The following is a 19,151-nucleotide window of genomic DNA, read 5'->3' on the forward strand; positions in this document are numbered from 1 at the left end:
AACACAGGGAATTGCCCTAATCGTTTTAAATCACAGTGTTTCTGTTTACTAAACGACAGTTCAATTCGCCCTTAATATCGAAGTGCCGCTCGGAAAATATGAAAAAGAAAAAGTCCTTTACGATCAGAGATATTGCCGAGAATGCAGGTGTTTCGCCGGCAACGGTTTCGCTTGTTCTGAATGGCAAAGGCGAGATTTCGGGGGAGACGCGTGCGCGGGTTCTTGAGTCGGTGTCCCGTCTCAATTACGTGCCGCGCGCGGCCAAGACCGGGTCGGGCGGTGGGGAGACGATCCGTTTTCTGAAAATTGCCAAGCATGGTTTAACGGTCAATCGCGATCACAGCGTTTTCGTTTCCGATTATATTGATGGCATGTCGTCGGAAGCGACGCGCCGCAATTACACGCTTGAAGTGGTGAGCTTTGAAGGGCAGCCGATCAGTGCGGTCGCTGAATCGCTGGCTGGTGCGCCGATCCGTGGGGTGATTGCGCTTGGCACGGAATTGTCGGCAGCAGATATCCACATGATTCAGGGACTCGGACTGCCCACTGTTTTCATTGATACGTTCTATGAGGTCATCGAAGCCAACTTCGTCGACATGAACAATGAAGATGCGGTGTTCAAGGTATTGTCGCGCTTCAAGCAGCTCGGTTTTTCGCGCATCGGCTTCGTCGCCAGTCATACAGAGACGACGAATTTCCGTCTTCGCCGCGATGCGTTTTTCAAGAACATGCAGCGTCTGGACCTGGCCGTTCAGGAGCGCGACATACTCTCGGTTGAATCGACCTATGAGGGTGCGCATCGCGATACGTGCGCGATGCTGCATTCGGGGCTCGATCTGGCCGAATGCTATTTCTGCACAAACGATATTATTGCCTATGGCTTCATCCGGGCGCTGAAGGGTAAAGGCATTCGCATTCCAGACGATGTTTCGGTGATCGGCTTCGATAATTTGCCGCAAAGTGCGACCATGGAGCCGGGGCTGACAACGGTTGAAGTCTCCAAGCGCAAGATCGGTAATCTGGCTGTCACCGTACTGGATGATCTGATCAACACGGCCGAAACCCAGCCCCCGGTCAAAATTCTGGTGGGTGCCAATCTGGTTATGCGGGCAAGTGATTCCAGCGTTGCTTTAAAGACGCCTGCTCCCAAAGCCGGCGCTTTCACAAGCTGATCATATAGAAATCGATAAAAATCAATCGGCGGCGGGCGCAAGTCTGCCGCCGATTTTGTTCGTCTGTCTGCTCATCACGATTATTCAATTCCGTCAGTGCTTTGTCCGAAGTGCTGCGTAGGCAGCTGTTCACAGCTCGCCGTCACATCGAGAATTACTCTTGTAATTTTAATTATACATATGTATTCAAGAGTCGAGTTCGCTATGGGCTGGAGGCAGAGGAGCCTTCCCGGGTGATCTTTCAAGCAGCCAGACGGGAGGATGTTTCGTCTGGTTTCCAAGGGAGGAATTTATGAAAAAGCTTGCTACGCTGGCGGCTCTTGCTGCCTTTTCGCTGCCTGTTTCCGCCATGGCACAGGATGCGCCGGGTACGGTGAAGAAGGACAGCTATCGCTTCGTGATCGTTCCTAAGGTCGTTCATCCATGGTTTGACAAGGTGAATGACGGTGCTCAGCAGGCCGCTGCTGCACTCAAGGCTCAGACCGGCGCGAATGTTGAAATCGTCTACTCCGCTCCACAGAGCGCAGACGTTGTTCAGCAAAATCAGATTATCGACAGCGCACTTTCCACACGTCCGGATGGCCTGGCACTCGATTTGCTTGATCCGTCAGGCAACCGTGCGTCGCTTGAAGAAGCGCAGGGACAGAAAATTCCACTGGTTCTGTTCGATTCCGTGCCGCCTGAAGGCATGACTATCACCCATATCGGATCGGATTTCTGCGAGCAGGCAAAGATTGCTGCTCGTCGTCTGGTCGAAGTTCTGGGTGGTGAAGGCGAAGTCGCGATCATGATGGGCGTGCCAACCGCACCAAACCATTCTATCCGCGCTGATTGCCATCGCGAAGTCTTCAAAGAACATCCGGGCATCAAGGTCGTCGCTGAAGGCATCGACAATGACAGCATCGAAATTGCTCAGCAACAGGCTGCAGCTATCATGCAGGCCAATCCAAACCTCAAGGGCTGGGTTGCATCGGATGCGGCTGGTCCAATCGGCATCGGTCAGGCTATCGTAGAAGCAGGCAAGCAGGGCAAGGTCACGCTGGTCGGTCTCGATAATCTGCCAGAAATGCTCGACATGATCCGCAATGGTGTTGCTGACAGCTCGTCCGCCTCGCAGCCTGAACTTCAGGGTTACTGGTCGGTCATGGTGCTTTGGGCACAGGCAACCGGTGCGCCGGTTCCGGGCTATATCGATACTGGCAATGCATTCCTCACCAAGGAAAACGTAGGCAACTGATCCGTTCCGATTATGTTGCAGGGGCACGGGTTTTCCCGTGCTCCATTCTTTCTTGTTCTGTCGAAACGCGTCCGGATATCGCTTTAACCGGAACGACTTCGATGGCTGCACCCAGAAGCACGCAAGGTGTCCATCATGGCTTATCTTGAAACAAGCGGATTAGGCCGGGACTTTCCGGGCGTGACCGCGCTGGACGGCGTCGACCTGAAAATTGAATTAGGTCGCACACACATTTTTGCTGGCGAAAACGGTGCCGGAAAATCCACACTGGTTAAAATCCTCACAGGAACCGACGAGGCCTCGCGCGGTCAGGTGCTGATTGACGGTCGCGACCCGGTAGCCGAGCCCGCTCTGTATAAAAATGTTGCCTATGTTCCGCAGGAGCTGACGCTTTTTCCGCAGATGAGTGTGGCGGAAAACCTGTTCATGCCATTCAGCCGGACCGGGCATGGCGGCTTTCTCGTCAACCGCAAAGCGTTGATGGAAGAGGCCAAATCCTATCTGAACCGCTTCGGCATTGAAGCGCAGCCCGATGATCTGGTTGCCAATATTTCGGTGTCTGATCAGCAGCTTTTGCAGATTGCGCGCGCCTGCACCAATGAGCAGATGAAGGTGCTTATTCTTGATGAGCCAACCTCGTCCTTGACGCGTGTCGAAGTAGAGCGCGTCTTCAAGGTTATCCGTAGTCTGCTCGATCGGGACCATGCCATTGTTTTCATCAGCCACAAGATGGAAGAAGTTTTCCAGATCGGTGATGATTATACGGTTCTTCGTAATGGCACCAAGGTTGAGAGTGGTAACATCAAGGACGTTACGGAAGCCAATCTGATCCGCGCCATGTCTGGTCGCGATCTTTCTTTTGACGAGCATTTTCGTCCGTCCGCGCCCACCGCTGAAACCATCATGGAAGTGCGCGGGCTTTCCGGCTCGCGGTTTGAAGATATCAGTTTCGATCTGCGCAAGGGCGAGATCTTGGGCTTTGCCGGTCTGGTCGGGGCAGGGCGCTCTGAAGTGATGCAGACAATCTTCGGCTTTCTTAAAGCCAAGGGCGGCGAAGTGAAGGTTGAAGGCGAAAGCTGGACGCTTAACGACACGTCGCGTTCAGTTGCGGGCGGTATGCTTTATCTTTCGGAAGAGCGGAAGCATCACGGTATTTTCCCGCTTCTGTCGTTGCGCGAAAATATCGGTATTTCCGTCTTGTCTCTGACCAGTGGAAAACTCGGTATCAGCGACAGTCGCGAGCGTAATATCGTGCAGAAGATCATCGATGATTACGGCATCCGCACCTCCGGAATGGGCAAGCGGATCTCGCAACTTTCTGGCGGCAATCAGCAGAAAGCGATTATCGGACGCGCTATGGCCACCCGCCCGCGCGTGCTGATTTTTGATGAGCCGACCAAGGGCATCGATATCAGAACCAAATCCGAGATTTATCGCATCATGAAAAATCTCGCTGAGGAGGGCGTGGGCGTTATCCTCGTTTCTTCGGAAATCAACGAATTGCAGAAATGCGCGAGCCGGATCATCACCATGCATAACGGCCATATCACCGGTGAGTTTTCAACCACCGACACCAACAATGAAACACTCGTGGGCGCGATCTTTGGAACAGAGGTAAAAGCCGATGCAAACTAGAGCCTTTTCCAATCTCATCCGCACACCGCTGGCAGGCGTTTTCGTAGCCTTGCTGGTGATATTTTCTCTTTCGGCGATCATGTCGCCCTACTTCCTGACGCCCTATAATTTGTCTGTCGTGGCGCGCGGGCTTGCCTTTGTTGGTCTCATCACAATCGCCCAGTCGATGCTGATGGTACTTGGCGAACTTGATCTTTCGCTTGGCGTGATTGGCGGACTGAGCGGTGTCGTATCCGGCATTCTGATGATGCGGATGGGGTTAGAGCCTTATTCGGCGATGTTGCTGGCCATTCTGCTCGGGCTTTGCCTTGGGCTGTTCAATGGCTTTCTCGTCACCTTCCTGCGATTGCATTCGCTGGTGCTGACCATTGGTACTGCGGGCATTTTCGGCGGTGCCAATCTGGTGCTGACGCGTGGTGTCGCCATCACGGGAATTCCGCGTGAGGTGCATTTCCTTGGACGCGGCGATTTCTTCGGCATTCCAGTGCCCTTCATAATCATGTTTGCAGTGCTGCTGATCGCGACTTTCGTGATGCTGAAAACACCATTTGGCCGTTACATGTATGCCATCGGCAATAATCGCGACGGCGCACGCATGTTGGGCATTCGGGTGGATCGTGTGCGTCTTCTGGTGTTTGGTGCTGCGGGTGCGATTGCCGGTCTTGCTGGTGTGCTGATGGTTGCCCGTCTTGGCACGGCTCAGCCATCCATTGGTGACAGCTGGGTGCTGGCTCCAATTGCGGCTTCCGTCATTGGCGGTGTTGCAACCACGGGCGGCATCGGCAGCCCGATTGGCGCTATCCTTGGTGCTGGTATCATCGCTATTATTGAAAACATTATCGTTCTGTTCGGTGTCTCTCCTTATTGGCAGGGCATTGTTTCGGGTGCAATCGTCGTGCTGGCTATCTCGTTCGATGCCATTTCGCGTCGTTATCTGCGCCGGGATGCCCACTGATCAATAGCAAGAGATTTGAATCGCCTGAACACGCGAAGAGTTTAAGAAAGCTGGAAATATGAACGAACAAGTCAGAACCAAGAAGCTGATCAATTCGCCTGAAAATATCATCGCAGAAATGATTGAAGGTATGGTTGGTGCACATCCGGACATGCTGCGTGTTGAGGGCGAAACCGGTCGCGCGGTCGTTGCTGTCGATGGCCCGCGTGAAGGCAAGGTCGGTATTGTGGTGGGTGGCGGTTCAGGTCACGAACCAGCCTTTGCGGGCTATGTCGGACGCGGTCTTGCGGATGCTGCAGCCGTGGGCAATGTCTTTGCCTCGCCATCGCCAGCTCACATCGCAGAAGCGGCACGTGCTGCTGATGGCGGTGCTGGCGTGCTTATGCTTTACGGCAATTACACCGGCGACGTTCTTAATTTCACCATGGCTGCAGAAGAACTGGCGCAGGACGGCATGGATGTGCGCCATGTCGCTGTGGCTGATGACGTTGCTTCCGCGCCGCTTGATCGTAAGTCGGAACGCCGCGGTATTGCCGGTGATTTCTTCGTGTTCAAGGTAGCGGGTGCTGCGGCTGATCTTGGTGAATCTCTTTCGCGCGTTGAAGCGCTGGCACAGGCGGCTAACGAAGCAACCCGCTCGATGGGCGTGGCGCTGAGCCCATGCTCGCTGCCGCAGACGGGTAAGCCGAATTTCACCATCGGTGACGATGAGATGGAAATCGGCATGGGCCTGCATGGTGAGCCGGGCATTCGTCGCCAGAAGTTGGCACCTGCCGACGAAGTCACCGACGAGTTGATGGCAGCGCTGATTGGCGAGTTGTCGCTTAACGCTGGGGATCGCGTTGCAGTTCTCGTCAACGGGCTTGGCGCAACCTCGCAGATCGAGCTTTACCTCGTATTCCGCCGTGCGAAGCAGTTGCTGGATGCCAGGGGCGTTCTCATTCACGCTTCATGGGTTGGCGAATATGCCACCTCGCTCGAGATGGCCGGTGCTTCAATCACGCTCATGAAGCTTGATGATACGTTGCAGACCATGCTGGATCATCCTTGCCGCACTCCTGCGCTGACCGTTGGTGCGGTGCAGGCAGGTGACAGGGAGCCTGCAACCCATCGCAAAGTAGTTCGCGCAACCGAGCACAAGGAAGCAGCGCAGGAAGCACCGCGCAATCTTATCACCGATGGCGATGTCACGCCTGCACTCTTCAAAGCGATGATGATGAATGTCGGCAATCAGATTATCGCCGAAAAGGACTGGCTGTCTGAACTTGATGGCGTGATCGGTGATGGCGATCATGGCGTGACCATGGAAATTGGCTGGAAAGCGGTACAGCACGCTCTTGAAGATGAGCAGGGCGATGAGACGATTGAGGCTATCTGCAAGCGCATGGCCAAGGCGTTTCTTGATGCGGTTGGTGCATCTTCCGGTCCTCTTTATGCGACTGCATTCCTGCGGGCAGGTACGGCAGTTGGCAATCGGCTCAATCTCGACAGCACAGGCATGGCTGATTGGCTGGCGGCAGCTTCGCAGGGCATTCGGGATCGTGGTCGTGCCGATCCGGGTGACAAGACCATGATCGACGCATGGGTACCTGCAGTTGAAGCTGCGATGGCGGCTGCCGGAAACGGAAAGTCGACATTGGACGTGCTGATTGCTGCGCGTGATGGTGCAGAAGCCGGGATGAAGGCAACAGCTGCAATGGAGTCGCGTCGCGGACGTTCAGCGAAGCTTGGCGAGCGTTCCATAGGTCATATCGATCCGGGTGCGGCTTCGACATTCGTCACGCTGCGCGCCATGGCCGAAGCCCTTCAGGCAAAGGCCTAAATCTTAGTGTTACAGGGGCTGGGCTTCAGAGCATAATCCGACCGGAACGAAACGAGTATCGGTAAGATTATGCTTAACCAGAAGAAGTCAGAGCGCGTTTTAATCTGATAGAATCAGATCGGCGCTCTAACGCGGCCCCTGTAATAATGCACGCGCCACACCTTCGTTTGTGACGAGGCGATTGACATAGCCGCCTCGCAAAATAGCGCGAATGATCGGGATCTTGTTCAGCCCACCTGAGACGAGAACGGATGCCGGTTTGAGTTTGAGCTTGTCTGGTGGCAGGGCAATAATTGAATCATTGAGAAAATGATCAATCGGACGGCCCTGAGCATCGAGAAAATAGCCCAGAAACTCTCCAACAGCCCCAAGTTTCAGTACCGTATCGAGATTGTCCTTCACGACGCGAATATGCGTGAGTGAGGTTTCTGAGGTCAGCGGCCCGCAGGATACCAGGCCGATGTCGGCGATTTCGGTTCTTGCCAGCACGTCTGTCAGCTCGTCGCTCAACAGGATCGCATTGCGGCTTTCGCGATTGGCGCAGTAAATCGGTGCGGTCAGATAGTGACACTCGACACCAAGCGCACGGGCAAAATCTGTCGCGACTTCAAATGTGTTGGTTGATGAGCCGCTGGTGACGCCACCGGTCAGTCCGACGACCCAGCTTTCGGGCTTTGGCTTCGCGCGCAAACTGCGCACAGCAAAACTCAGCGTTCGCCCGGATGCTATCCCCACACCCATATCGCGCCCGTCAATCAGCTCGCCCGCCATGGTTCCGGCGGCTTCCCCGATAACGCGCTTCTGTTCCAGAAAATCATCAAGATCGGGGACGACCACTGCATCCGCCAGGCCATAGCGTGTCGCAACTTTTTCTGCCAACTCGACGCAATCCGACAATGGCAGGCTGACGCTGATCTGTATCTGGCCCGATTCCCGCACCTGCCCAATGATCTTGTTGACCTTGAGCCGGGTAATGTTGAGGCGCTGCGCGATTTCCTGCTGGGTCTGCCCGCCGATGAAATAAAGCCAGGCCACGCGTGCGCGTTCCTGCTCTTCATCGACAGACACGAAATTCTCTTTCATTCACTGGCCCTTAACAGTCGCGACATGCGGCAGGATATCCTTGAGAGAGACTGCTGCAAAGCATCAATTCCCACGCGCTTTTAACACGCATCTTGTTCGAAAAACGTTTCACCCTTTTCGGGATGCACTTCTAACTCTTTTCATAAGTGGGGTGCGGGCCGCAAATAGTTTTGACAAAGCGGGGTATTATTTGTGGTGCGCTGAGGCCAAATATTTGCCCGTTTTGATACCTGAAATTAGCGGGGAATATTTAAGTAATTTAACTTGACTCAAAATATCATGTTAACTAGAAGTTGCGGCGGGGGAAATCCCTGACGGCGGGTAATGTCATGTATAACAAAGATAGTCAGAAGTCGGCGCTCCATCGGTTTGTCGAAGGAGACGGATTCTGGGTAGCCTATGCTGGTTTATTTGCAGTGATTGTTATCGCTGCAAATCTTTACCTTTGAAAATTGTCCGTCTGCAAACAGCAAATACTGTTTTGCGGACAGACCAAGCATATCAGAAGCAAGCAATAGTTCTCAGGTAGCCAGCCACTGATTTCCACTTTTGCGAGGAAACAGTGAAGAAGATACACTCCAAACACTACGGCATTCTTTTAATCGGCGTGGCTTATAGCGCATTCATGGCGGGCACTGTCGTGTCCTATGCGCAGACAGCCAATGATACTGAACAGAGTGCAAAGGCGAGCGAAAAGTCTCAGGCAAAGAAGACGACAGGTGCTGTTGAGCTTCAGCCGATTATCATCAGTGCGGGCGTCGACATGGACGCGCCATACCTGACACCGGGCGGGGTCAGCGTTATCGATGGCAATATCGTTCAGGAGAAATATGGCGGCGATGCCAATGCGATTGTTCGTTCCATGCCGGGCACGTTTACACGCATATCGTCGAGCCAGCCGGGCGTTGCGGTCAATATTCGTGGCTTTGAATCGGATGGGCGGGTCAACACCATGATTGATGGTGTCCCGCAGATGTTCAGAAACACGGCAGGCCACGCTTCGACGGGTGGCGAGCTGCTTTACATGGATACGAACCTTTTGGCAGGCGTGGGTGCAGAGCGTGGTGCTGTCAATGGCGCTCACGGCATGGGAGCACTGGCGGGTGCCGTCAACTTCCGAACCATTGATTTTGATGATGTCGTTCTTGAAGGGCAGGATCAGGGCGTCAAGACCATCATGAAGGCCGGGAATAATGGCTATGGCCTTTCGGGGATGATTGCCGGTGGCGCACGGACAAATATTCCGGGTTCTGGAACGGCCTCCATTGTGGGCGCATTCAGCTATAGTGACCATGACAATTATCGGAGAGGCGATGGCGTCTATAACACGCCTGATGCGAGCAATAAGCCCGGTTCAGGATTGTTGAAGTTCCATTTCCAGCCAGACGATGTGCATGATCTGAAACTTGGTGCGCGCTGGTACAAGAACAACTTTCTTGTATCGGGTTATGAGTGGGGCGTGACGAATTCCACTTACACCGCCAACTACGCCTATAACCCCGACAGCGATTGGATCGACCTGAAGATCAACGCCTATTATAATCGCACGGATATGTCTTATGACCCGACCACGGGCGGCTCATATCGTCAGCGTCAGACGCGGGACAACGGTTATGGGTTCGACATCACCAATACGAGCCGCTTCGACATTACGGATGAACTCAGTGCCCGGTGGGAATATGGCGCGGCCTATTCGTCAGATGACTACAAGGTCAACAACTACCGCGGTGCAAATCCTCCCGGCAGAATGCAGAAAGCGCGTGCCTTTACCGATATTACCTTGTCGCAGGGCATTTTCGAGTTGAATACGGGACTGAACTACGACTACTGGACGCTGAGCGGGCATCAAAGCCCTTGTACGGCCAATGTTGGCTTCTGCCCGCCGACGGGTGGGAATGTGGACGTTTCGCGCAACGAAAACGCTCTCAATCCGAAAATCACTCTGTCTGCAAAGCCGGTCGACTGGTTGCAGCCCTATGTCACCTATGCTCACACATTCAGACCACCATCTGCGCGAGAAGCGCTCTGGGCGCTGGTTCCGATTGGCGCGGGAATCGGTGGTGGGCAGTTCTCCAACTTCTATCTTGATCCCGAAAAATCGAAGGGATGGGAATTTGGCACGAATGTCATCAAAGATGATCTTCTGATGGCGGGCGACGCTTTACGACTGAAGGTCAATTATTTCCGCTATGATATCGAAAATTATATCGTCAACAACCTTCTGACCTTGCCAGGTGATCCTTATGAAAGGGCAATCTGGGTCAACGTACCGGGCACGACACATTCGCGCGGCTTTGAAATCGAGGGTGGTTATGATGCGCGGTTTGCTTATGTGAACCTGTCCTACACCCATACAAGCAATGACCAGCCGGTTGGCTGGGGCGCAGGTATCGGTAACGGCGATTCAACCTTCCTGCCTGAAGATTACGCCAGTATCGATGTCGGCGTCCGTGCCTTTGAAGAAGCCCTGACTGTCGGTGGGACTATGAACTATGTCGGTGGCAGCCGCTATGCCGTGGGCTTTGGCGATACCGAGCAAAAGGAATCCTATACGCTTTATAACCTCTATGCTTCCTACAAGTTCAACAAACATGCCACGGCTTTCATGAATGTCGAAAACCTGACCGATGTTGCTTATAGCCCGGCGGTATCCGGGGAAATGGCTGCAAAGACTGGGCGCGGGCGTACCTTTATGGTCGGCCTCACAACTCAGTTCTGATCTGATCCAAATGTGAAACTCAGGTGGCTGGAACATTCCAGCCATCTCAGTCTACAGCTCGATAGGCACCGTCACCACGACCTTAAGGCCGGGACTGTTGTCGAGTTCTTCCATCTCTCCACCAAGCCCCAGAACAATCGCTTTGAGCATTTTACTGCCGAAGCCTGCCCTGCTTCGGGTCTTACCTGTGCCACTGTCAGCCACCACCAGACGAGCCTGATTGAAATGCTGATCGAGCGTCACGCTTGTTGGTCCGGGCGCGCCGTCATAAGCATATTTATTGGCATTCGTTACGAGCTCTGAGTAAACCAAGCCAATATTGATCGCACGGTCGGCATTGATCAGGACGTGCGAGAGTTTACTGGTATGGTGGCTACGCCATTCCTCGCCCATCGACTGAAAGAGTTCGTTCGACAGCTCATCGAGATAACGGGCAAGGTCTACAGATCCGACATAGCTGTCAGAATAGAGACGTCGATGCACGAGCGCTACTGCAGCAATGCGGCTGCGCGCGTCTGTGAGATATTGCACGATCAATGGGTCATCGGTTTCGCGCATCTGCATGCCGAGAAATGTCGAAACGAGCTGAAGGCTGTTTTGCACCCGGTGATTGATTTCCTTCATCAGAAAATCTTTCTGTTCCAGAAGCTTGTCCTGTTGCTCCAGAGTTCTCTGCAACTCGCGGTTCAGCTTGTCGATCCGGCGGCGTTGATAGGCCTCATGAATGATGCGGCCAATACGGTGCATCGCATCAATCTTGTTGAAGTTCCAGTAGCGTGACCGGCCACGCACCTCTTCTGACCATGCGTCAAACGATGCGCGTGGCGTCAAGGGCGCAGAGGCCGAAGTGGAATTATCCTTATGCGGATTGCCAGCCCATTCGACTATCTGCACCTTTTCAGCGCGTGACCAGACCAGAAAAACATCCTCGTCAAGATATAGTTTGAGCACAGCAATGCCGCTGGCAAGCGGTATCATATGGGCAGGCAGTTCTTTCTGAAGCCCAAATTCATGAGAGTAGAAAAGGCCGTCCCTGAACCTGTTCTGGATCATTGCAAGGATGCTACGAAGATCAGCGATATCCGGTGATGTTCCTGACTGCGCGACCAGTTTGCCGTTGGAGACAACCGCAAAACCATCCGCGAGCATCGTCTGTCGCAGATTATCGGCAGTTTCGGTGAAACGCTCTTCCAACGGCGCGTTGATGAGGAGTGCTGCTACCAGACGGTCTTCGTGTGAGCGAAGCCTTAGCCGCTCACGAGCGTTCTCAGCATCGTCTTTCGACTTCATCTGTCTGGCAAGGCTTGCAGCCAGCGCACGTGCCGCAGTGCGCGTTGCAAAGGGCATCGCGAGCGGGGTTGCATTGTGGCAGGCAATCAGGCCCCAAAGAACCCCATCCCTGATGATCGAAACCGATGCACTCGCAGCCACTCCCATGTTCCGGAGATATTGCAGGTGAATGGGAGAGACGCTGCGCAATGCGACATCACTCAGATCAAGCGGCTGTTGCGGCGCGTCCTCGTACCATCTCAGCGGGGCAGGTATGTATGAGGAATCGGGTATGACGCGCACACGATTGCGCAAATAAAGCGCGCGGGCCTGTTTGGGTATGTCGCTCGCTGGAAAATGATGATTGAGAAATGTCGGATAATTATCGTTGCCATCTTCAGCCAGAACAACGCCTGATCCATCTTCAAGAAATTGATAGATCATGACACGGTCAAAGCCAGTCAGCTTGCGGAAAGCCACGACGGATTTTTGAAAGAGGGTCCGGACATCCGGAGCGGCCTCAAACCGATGGGCGATCGTTTCAAGGCCTGAAAGCGATTGCTCGGGCGTTACAAACGACTGTAACGCAGGTTCGATTTCAACGAGCAGATATTGATTGAGAATATGGCCAAGCAGATCAAAGGATTCCTCGCCAATGATCAGTTTGCCCAGAATGATTTCATCGGCCCGGGGGGCTTCGGCAGTCATCGCCAGCACGTCAAATTGCAACAGATAATCGATGTTCTGACCTGGCCACGCCTCGCCGAAATAGTTTTCGAGATGTCCGGCCCCGCCGACGATCTGTCCGCTTGTCAGGTCCGCGACCAGAAGCATCCCATGGGGTTGGATGGATCCGGGTATATGAATTGGTTCGCGGTCGCAGGCAGTCTGATCAAGCGGGCTGTCTGGCGACATGGTTGAAAACCTTCTGATAATTATATTCAAAGGCACCGAATGCGGCGATGGCTGCAAATGTGCAACGCTCTTCATCGTCGTCATCAAAGGGAGTGATATCGATCAGCTTAAGTGCCTGATGCCACGAACGCAAATTGTTGATTTGTCTGGCAAGATGCCGCGCGCCGAACTCTCCGGTGAAGCCGAGCTTGTTCACCTGATCGGCTCGTTCCTGAGCGCGAATAGCAGAAGCCTCCAAGGCATAAAACGTTCCGATGACGGACGGCAGATCGACGGGCTGTGTTGCCCGCCTGAAACGCAGCACATCGGACGGCAGGTCTCCACCGAGGTCGTCCATGTCGCTGGCCAGTGTCGGTTCGAGCTTGCGTTCATTCCAGTCCGGCACAAGTGCTTCGATGTGACTTGCTTCCAGCATCGATTCCAAAAGGAGACAGCTCGCGAGGCTTGCCTGCAGATAGCTTTTGTATGAGGCTTCCGATCCCAGCATAGCCAGATCGCTGCACAATATATCAACTCGATTATGGTGAGGACCGGTTGCCGATTTCAATCGCCAATACCGTCCTGAAATTGTCTTTTGGAACATTAAGGAAATTCACTCCGCCTCAGATTGGAGCATACGCATGAGCAATATTCCGGCGCATACCTCCGCGCGCAATAACGCAGCAGGTTGGGATTTGTTCCAAAATATTTAAGCGATAGCTAAAATTAGTCTGCTGTTTTTGAGGCCGCGGAGCAGAAAGAATTGGCGCGCTTGAAAAGTCCGTCATGAAAAACAAGCGAAAACGCACCAGCGCCTAAGCGCTTGAAGATATGATGCTATTTAATGCTGGGGGTTCGAATGGTGGGCGTAACAGGGATTGAACCTGTGACCCCTACAATGTCAATGTAGTGCTCTCCCGCTGAGCTATACGCCCATTCGATGTGGCGCATACACCATATCGCGTTGCGCCCGTCAATGCCCTTTTGCGAAGTTTATTCGTCTTTGTTGTTGAATAGCTTATCGAGTGCCGGGAAAGCTGCTGGTCGCCTTAAGCGGCGATCAGCATTTTTTCGATTTCATTTACAAGATCACGCAAGTGGAAAGGCTTGGAAAGCACTTTCGCATCGCGCGGCGCATCCGAATCGGGATTGAGCGCGACTGCAGCAAAGCCTGTGATGAACATGATCTTGAGGTCTGGATCGATCTCGGTCGCACGACGCGCCAGCTCAATGCCATCCATCTCCGGCATGACAATGTCGGTCAGCAGCAACGAGAATGGTTCTTCGCGCAGCCTTTCGTAGGCACTGGCGCCATTGTCGAAATGGGTGACGTGATAGCCCGCTTTTTCCAGTGCTTTCACGAGGAAGCGACGCATATCGTTGTCGTCTTCAGCTAGCAGAATTCTTTTCATTGGTCCGTCCGAATTTCATGTCGTTCGTTCGCGCATTTCGGCACAGGTAACGACTCAGCTCTCGCAATAGAAAACGCGTTTTTGGTAAATATGAAATGAATGCTCTCGCAAATGTTAATTGTTATGGCCAGTGTTTGGCAACAAGCTGTTATGTGTTACAGCTTTTCACAGTTTTGCGGGCTGGTCCATAGAGGGAGCGGCGGGCTCTGCAATTTCGGATATTGTGTCTGGCCGGATTGATATAAGGTACTGCTTTTAAAGCAGAACTATCATCTGGCCGGTCAAAAAAAGACAGTCGAGACGGGTTGAAGTATGAGTCTGGAACGCGATTTTCATCTGATACCCCCTTATGAGGTCTGTGCGCCTGCGCAGCAGCGAATTCCCTTCGTTTTCAATTCTCCGCACAGTGGACGGGCCTATCCGAAGTCATTTCTTGAAGAATCGCGACTCGACTCACTGGCGATCCGGCACTCTGAAGACTGCTATGTTGATGAGCTTTTTGCAGATGTGCCGCGCCTCGGCGCGCCTTTGCTCAAAGCGCATTTTCCGCGCGCTTTTCTTGATGTGAATCGCGAGCCGTTTGAACTTGATCCACGCATGTTCGCGGAGCCTCTGCCTCCTTTCGTCAACAGCCAGTCTGCTCGTGTGGCAGGCGGTCTGGGGACTGTTCCGCGTCTGGTCGGTGAAGGGCAGCTCATTTATCCCGGGCGTATATCACTGCAGGAGGCCTTCTATCGTATCGAAGACCTCTACAAACCGTATCATAATACGCTCGACGGTCTGTTGCAGTCGACCCATGAGCGTTTTGGCTATTCAGTACTTATTGATTGCCACTCCATGCCGGGCGGCACGCGATCGGGTGAACTTGGCGGTCGACCTGATTTCATCATTGGTGATCGCTTTGGCCGCTCTTGCAGCGAGCAGTTGACGCAAGCAGCTATCGAGCTGCTTCAGGGGCTTGGCTATACAGTCGCACATAACAAGCCATATGCAGGCGGTTTCATCACGGAGCATTATGGCAGGCCGGCAGCGGCTTGCTATGCCTTGCAGATTGAGATCAATCGCAGCCTTTATATGAATGAGCAGAGCTTGCAGAAACTGGCTGGCTTCGAGGCACTTTGTGCAGACCTCTATCAATTCCTGAGCGATCTGACATCCTTGCCGGACGAGCTTCTCGTCGTGCCGCCGCTTGCGGCCGAATAGTGGCTGATTTTGTGCGAGCCACTTGCAATGCGCTCATTGGAGCGCGCGCTTACGAACGCTTCATCACCAGATAAAAAGAGCCGCGCTCCAATGAAGAAAGCGCGGCCAAAGACTAGGGAGGAAATGCCCCGAAAGGCACCGACAGGACAGCCTGTCTGACCTTTAAGCTACGCTGCAAAGCCTTATGCGTCAAGGAATTACGCGTAATTTTTGAGCTAAAAAACATGTGGCTCAAATTATAGGCAATATTAGTACAGGTTGCATACGAATGCATCATCTTATGGAAACGGGAGATTGGGATTGCTGATCGATAGGGCATTTTTTTCCGAAGTCGCTTCGGTGGCTGCAGCTGAAACCTTGCCGCGATTCCGCCAGTTCACGGCGATCGACAACAAATATACCACGGGCTTCGACCCGGTGACGGAAGCTGATCGCGCAGCAGAACGCGCGATTCGTGCTGTGATTGGACGTGAGTTTCCAGACCATGGCATTCTCGGGGAAGAATACGGCCCGGAAAACATTGATCGCAGTCATGTCTGGGTTATCGATCCGGTCGACGGCACACGTGCCTTCATATCGGGTCTGCCGGTATGGGGAACGCTTGTGGGCCTGACAGTCGATGGTGATGCCAAGGCTGGGATGATGTCACAGCCTTTTACGGGTGAGCTGTTCTACAGTGACGGTGACGGTTCTTATCTGGTGCGCGATGGTGGAGATCAACGTCGACTGACGGTGCGGTCTCAGGCCAAGCTTGAAGACGCAACCATGTTCACGACAACGCCTGCACTCTTCAAGGGTGATCTGCGCAACGGTTTTGATCGGCTGGAAAGTGCTGTGCGCCTGTCACGCTATGGTGTCGACTGTTACGCCTTCGCCATGCTTGCGGGCGGTTTCGCGGATATCGTGGTGGAAGCTGGTCTCCAGCCGTATGACATCGTGGCACTGATCCCGATCATCGAGCAGGCGGGTGGTATTGTAACGCAGCGCGATGGCGGCCCGGCAGAAAAGGGCGGCGATATTGTTGCCGCCGCTTCCCCTGCTTTGCATCAGGCAGCACTTGAATTGCTAAATAGCTAAACAAAACCCATCCCGAAAAATGTCAAAGCATCTCGATCCGGTACAGCCGGATCGAGATGCTTCAAGCCTGATCGGGATTAGCAGGTTCTGTGGTTTGCGCTGGCGCATCGATTTCCGAGGTTCCGGGGATGAAAGCATCGAAAGCCGCCAGAACCTGCTCCCGATAGAAATCGGCTTCCTGCAACAATTCGTGGCGCCCGCCATCAACGACGACCAGTGATATATTGCGCGTGCTAGCAGCAAAGCGTTCAATCGCTGGTGTAGAAACGACCTGATCAGCCCCAGCGGCGATTATAAGGACTGGTATCGCTGGCCCCTGATAAAAATCGGGCCGGTTGATGCGGGAAGCGGTTTCGAGTGCACCGGCAAGCCACCGCACTGTCGGCCCACCAAGTGCCAGATCAGGATTGTTACGGACAACTTCCATGTTGCGTGTGAAACGCGCTGCATCGCTGGTCAGCGGATTGTTTGCAAAAGGCCGGTCAATCATTTTGCGCCCTGCGGCAGCATACAGCCTGCCAAAGCCGAACCAGCGCAAGCCGGTTGTGATGCGGCGCATCTTGTCATCGCTTGATTGCGATCCTCCAAGCCCCATCAATGGCGCACAAAGCACCATGCGGGTAACGCGCGAGGCAAGTTTAGGCATTGATGAATAGGCAATCAGTGCCCCCGCAGAGTGGGCAAATACGTAGAAGGGAGAGGGGCAGTCAGGCAAGACAACATCTGTCAGAAACTGGTCGAGATCATTGGTGTAATCGCTGAAACGACCGACATAACCACGCAAGCGGTCCTTAAGCAGCCTGTGCGAGCCACCCTGTCCGCGCCAGTCGAGCGTGGCGACAGTGAAGCCGCGACTGGTAAGATCGGTTATTGTCTCAAAATATTTCTCGATGAACTCGTTGCGACCTTGCAGCAGTATGATTGTGCCGCGTGATGGCTTGGTCTGTGACTTGACGAGCGCATAACGTAAGTGCTTGCCGTCTCTGGTTTCAAGCATGCCAGATTGCGTTCCCGGCGGTATGGGGTTCGCATCGGTCTCAAAAAGGAAATCTGGCATTCAAACTGTTGTCCCAGGTTAAATTCTACACAGTCATATAATGGGATAAAGGATGATAAAAAGTAACCGGAAGTTTGCGAGCAAACTTCCGGTTCAGGAAACAACCTGTGCAAGGGACGTCACACGGGTTGATCTGTTGGTGCTGGCTGAACTACCAGCCTCGCCCGGCACGACGCTCATCGATGATGCGTCCGCTGAAAGCGTCCACGACCACGATCACACGACGACCATTCGGACGGGTGGCCCTCACGAAGTAGGTGCCGCGATCACGGCGGATATCGCCAACATCGTAACCACGGCGTTGCAGCGAACGAGCGACCTGACGCGGTCCGAGTGTGTCGCGGCGGCCATAATCATCACCCCAGCCTTGTCCTGGGCCGGGTCCCCGGCCAGGTCCACGATCATGCCCGCGATCTGGGCCATCCCAGCCTGGGCGTGGACCACCGCGCGGCGGCATCGGCGGGCGATAGCCGTCATCGTCGTAATACTGAACCTGAACACGCAGCCCATTATCGGCTGCATGGGATGTGGTCGCGATCCCGGTGGCGACGGTGGCAAGTGCGGCAAAAGCAAGAAAAGCTTTTTTCATAACCGTAATCCTTTGATGAACCCGCTTCTCAGCAGGCATAGTGGGACATCAGAGCGCCGTGCGTCCTTCCAGGCGCACAAAGGACGCTTTGATGTTTGAAACTACACATCGAGCTTCCCAGAAATCGATTGTGATTTCTGGGCCTATGTGTAGCCCCAAGCACCTGAACGCTCGCCGAAGATGATGTTCATTTTGGGTTCATTGCACAGCGAATCCCCCAATTTGCGGGTCCCAAACGATCAGGAGTTGTTACGGCAGGTGATAAGCCGTGTAACTATATTCTCTTGTTACACGAGCAAGGCTGGCGGTGTTTTCTGAAAAGCACTTTCAAACCGGCCTTGAAATGAAAAACCAGCATTCCCAAATGAGTTTTGCGGTCGCCGAATACGGGGCCGCCGGCATGAAGAATTCGCCAGAATGGGAGTTCTGCCGCCAGTATAATGCATTCTTGTCGCTCTTAAGGAGGGCTTACATATGCGTCACGTTGATTTTTCCCCGCTCTATCGTTCCACCGTTGGTTTCGACCGCCTCTTCTCCTCAATGCTTGATACACTTGCATCGCCGGAAGGGTCGCAATCCTCTTATCCGCCATACAATATCGAGCGGACCGGTGAGAACGCCTATCGCATCACCATGGCCGTTGCAGGTTTTTCAGAAAGCGAAATCGAGATCGAGGCCCACCGCAATCAGTTGACTGTCAAGGGCCAGAAGGCCGAAGACGGCGCTTCGGAAGCCGGTGAAGTGCTTTATCGCGGCATTGCTTCGCGCGCTTTTGAGCGTCGCTTCCAGCTTGCTGATTTTGTCGAAGTTGCCGGTGCGAGCCTTAAAAATGGCTTGCTCCATATCGATCTCAAGCGCGAAATCCCTGAACAGATGAAGCCGCGCAAGATTGAAGTAACCCAGGCATCGACGGCTGATGCCCAGCAGATCGAGGCGAAGACCGCCCACTAACTGCTGAGAGATGTGTAAAAAGAAAGCGGCGCATTCAGCGCCGCTTTTGTTTGAGAGCGTCTTTACGCATTTTCCT

15 protein-coding genes and 1 tRNA gene are annotated in these 19,151 nt (G+C 53.7%); 9 read left to right on the plus strand and 7 right to left on the minus strand.

The genetic code is table 11. The features are described from left to right. Nucleotides 1-98 precede the first annotated feature (98 nt). From CEV32_RS22600 to dhaL, 5 genes are all read left to right on the plus strand, one after another. On the plus strand, nucleotides 99-1,172 hold the full coding sequence (locus tag CEV32_RS22600; protein ID WP_094579374.1) for a LacI family DNA-binding transcriptional regulator: 1,074 nt from the start codon (nucleotides 99-101) through the stop codon (nucleotides 1,170-1,172). A gap of 292 nt (nucleotides 1,173-1,464) precedes the next feature. After that, nucleotides 1,465-2,409, plus strand: coding sequence for a substrate-binding domain-containing protein (locus tag CEV32_RS22605; RefSeq protein ID WP_094579375.1), 945 nt, complete (start codon nucleotides 1,465-1,467; stop codon nucleotides 2,407-2,409). Nucleotides 2,410-2,544: 135 nt separating this feature from the next. After that, the gene (locus tag CEV32_RS22610; RefSeq protein WP_094579376.1) at nucleotides 2,545-4,044 is read left to right on the plus strand and encodes a sugar ABC transporter ATP-binding protein; all 1,500 of its coding nucleotides are present in this window, start codon (nucleotides 2,545-2,547) and stop codon (nucleotides 4,042-4,044) included. After that, nucleotides 4,034-4,999, plus strand: a complete 966-nt coding sequence (locus tag CEV32_RS22615) for an ABC transporter permease (protein WP_094579377.1) — start codon at nucleotides 4,034-4,036, stop codon at nucleotides 4,997-4,999. Before CEV32_RS22610 ends, CEV32_RS22615 begins: the two co-directional genes overlap by 11 nt. Before the next feature lie 58 nt (nucleotides 5,000-5,057). Then, nucleotides 5,058-6,821 carry a dihydroxyacetone kinase subunit DhaL gene (dhaL, locus tag CEV32_RS22620; protein WP_094579378.1) on the plus strand — a complete coding sequence of 588 codons (1,764 nt, stop codon included), beginning with the start codon at nucleotides 5,058-5,060 and terminating at the stop codon, nucleotides 6,819-6,821. A 126-nt stretch (nucleotides 6,822-6,947) separates the two neighbouring features. On the opposite strand, the gene CEV32_RS22625 is transcribed toward dhaL, so the two are convergent. Further along, nucleotides 6,948-7,904, minus strand: a complete 957-nt coding sequence (locus CEV32_RS22625) for a sugar-binding transcriptional regulator (RefSeq protein WP_094579379.1) — start codon at nucleotides 7,902-7,904, stop codon at nucleotides 6,948-6,950. A gap of 562 nt (nucleotides 7,905-8,466) precedes the next feature. Between CEV32_RS22625 and CEV32_RS22630 the strand changes: the two genes are divergently transcribed. Then, complete coding sequence (locus CEV32_RS22630; RefSeq protein WP_094579380.1) at nucleotides 8,467-10,623, plus strand: TonB-dependent receptor domain-containing protein; 2,157 nt, start codon at nucleotides 8,467-8,469, stop codon at nucleotides 10,621-10,623. Nucleotides 10,624-10,674: 51 nt separating this feature from the next. Here CEV32_RS22630 and CEV32_RS22635 read toward each other — a convergent pair whose 3' ends face one another. The 4 genes from CEV32_RS22635 to cpdR all read right to left on the minus strand — a co-directional run bounded on the left by CEV32_RS22635 (nucleotide 10,675) and on the right by cpdR (nucleotide 14,198). Further along, nucleotides 10,675-12,807 carry a histidine kinase dimerization/phosphoacceptor domain -containing protein gene (locus tag CEV32_RS22635; protein ID WP_208620888.1) on the minus strand — a complete coding sequence of 711 codons (2,133 nt, stop codon included), beginning with the start codon at nucleotides 12,805-12,807 and terminating at the stop codon, nucleotides 10,675-10,677. Beyond that, nucleotides 12,785-13,222, minus strand: a complete 438-nt coding sequence (locus CEV32_RS22640) for a biliverdin-producing heme oxygenase (RefSeq protein ID WP_167382845.1) — start codon at nucleotides 13,220-13,222, stop codon at nucleotides 12,785-12,787. Before CEV32_RS22640 ends, CEV32_RS22635 begins: the two co-directional genes overlap by 23 nt. Nucleotides 13,223-13,646: 424 nt before the next feature. Continuing rightward, nucleotides 13,647-13,721, minus strand: a tRNA-Val gene (locus CEV32_RS22645). Nucleotides 13,722-13,835: 114 nt separating this feature from the next. After that, the gene (gene cpdR, locus CEV32_RS22650) at nucleotides 13,836-14,198 is read right to left on the minus strand and encodes a cell cycle two-component system response regulator CpdR (RefSeq protein ID WP_007877205.1); all 363 of its coding nucleotides are present in this window, start codon (nucleotides 14,196-14,198) and stop codon (nucleotides 13,836-13,838) included. 312 nt (nucleotides 14,199-14,510) lie between these two features. Between cpdR and CEV32_RS22655 the strand changes: the two genes are divergently transcribed. Further along, nucleotides 14,511-15,401, plus strand: a complete 891-nt coding sequence (locus CEV32_RS22655; protein ID WP_094579383.1) for an N-formylglutamate amidohydrolase — start codon at nucleotides 14,511-14,513, stop codon at nucleotides 15,399-15,401. A 300-nt stretch (nucleotides 15,402-15,701) separates the two neighbouring features. Further along, complete coding sequence (hisN, locus tag CEV32_RS22660; protein WP_094579384.1) at nucleotides 15,702-16,478, plus strand: histidinol-phosphatase; 777 nt, start codon at nucleotides 15,702-15,704, stop codon at nucleotides 16,476-16,478. A 61-nt stretch (nucleotides 16,479-16,539) separates the two neighbouring features. On the opposite strand, the gene CEV32_RS22665 is transcribed toward hisN, so the two are convergent. Continuing rightward, the gene (locus CEV32_RS22665) at nucleotides 16,540-17,535 is read right to left on the minus strand and encodes an alpha/beta fold hydrolase (RefSeq protein WP_094579385.1); all 996 of its coding nucleotides are present in this window, start codon (nucleotides 17,533-17,535) and stop codon (nucleotides 16,540-16,542) included. Nucleotides 17,536-17,686: 151 nt separating this feature from the next. Next, nucleotides 17,687-18,124 (minus strand): PepSY domain-containing protein, encoded by a 438-nt coding sequence (locus CEV32_RS22670; protein ID WP_094579386.1) that lies wholly within the window; start codon nucleotides 18,122-18,124, stop codon nucleotides 17,687-17,689. Nucleotides 18,125-18,598: 474 nt separating this feature from the next. Here CEV32_RS22670 and CEV32_RS22675 point away from each other — a divergent pair, with 474 nt between their 5' ends. Further along, entirely contained in the window at nucleotides 18,599-19,075 is a 477-nt protein-coding gene (locus CEV32_RS22675; protein ID WP_094579387.1) for an Hsp20 family protein, read from the plus strand. Nucleotides 19,076-19,151: the final 76 nt, after the last annotated feature.

Source organism: Brucella rhizosphaerae, assembly GCF_002252475.1.
Lineage (GTDB): Bacteria > Pseudomonadota > Alphaproteobacteria > Rhizobiales > Rhizobiaceae > Brucella > Brucella rhizosphaerae.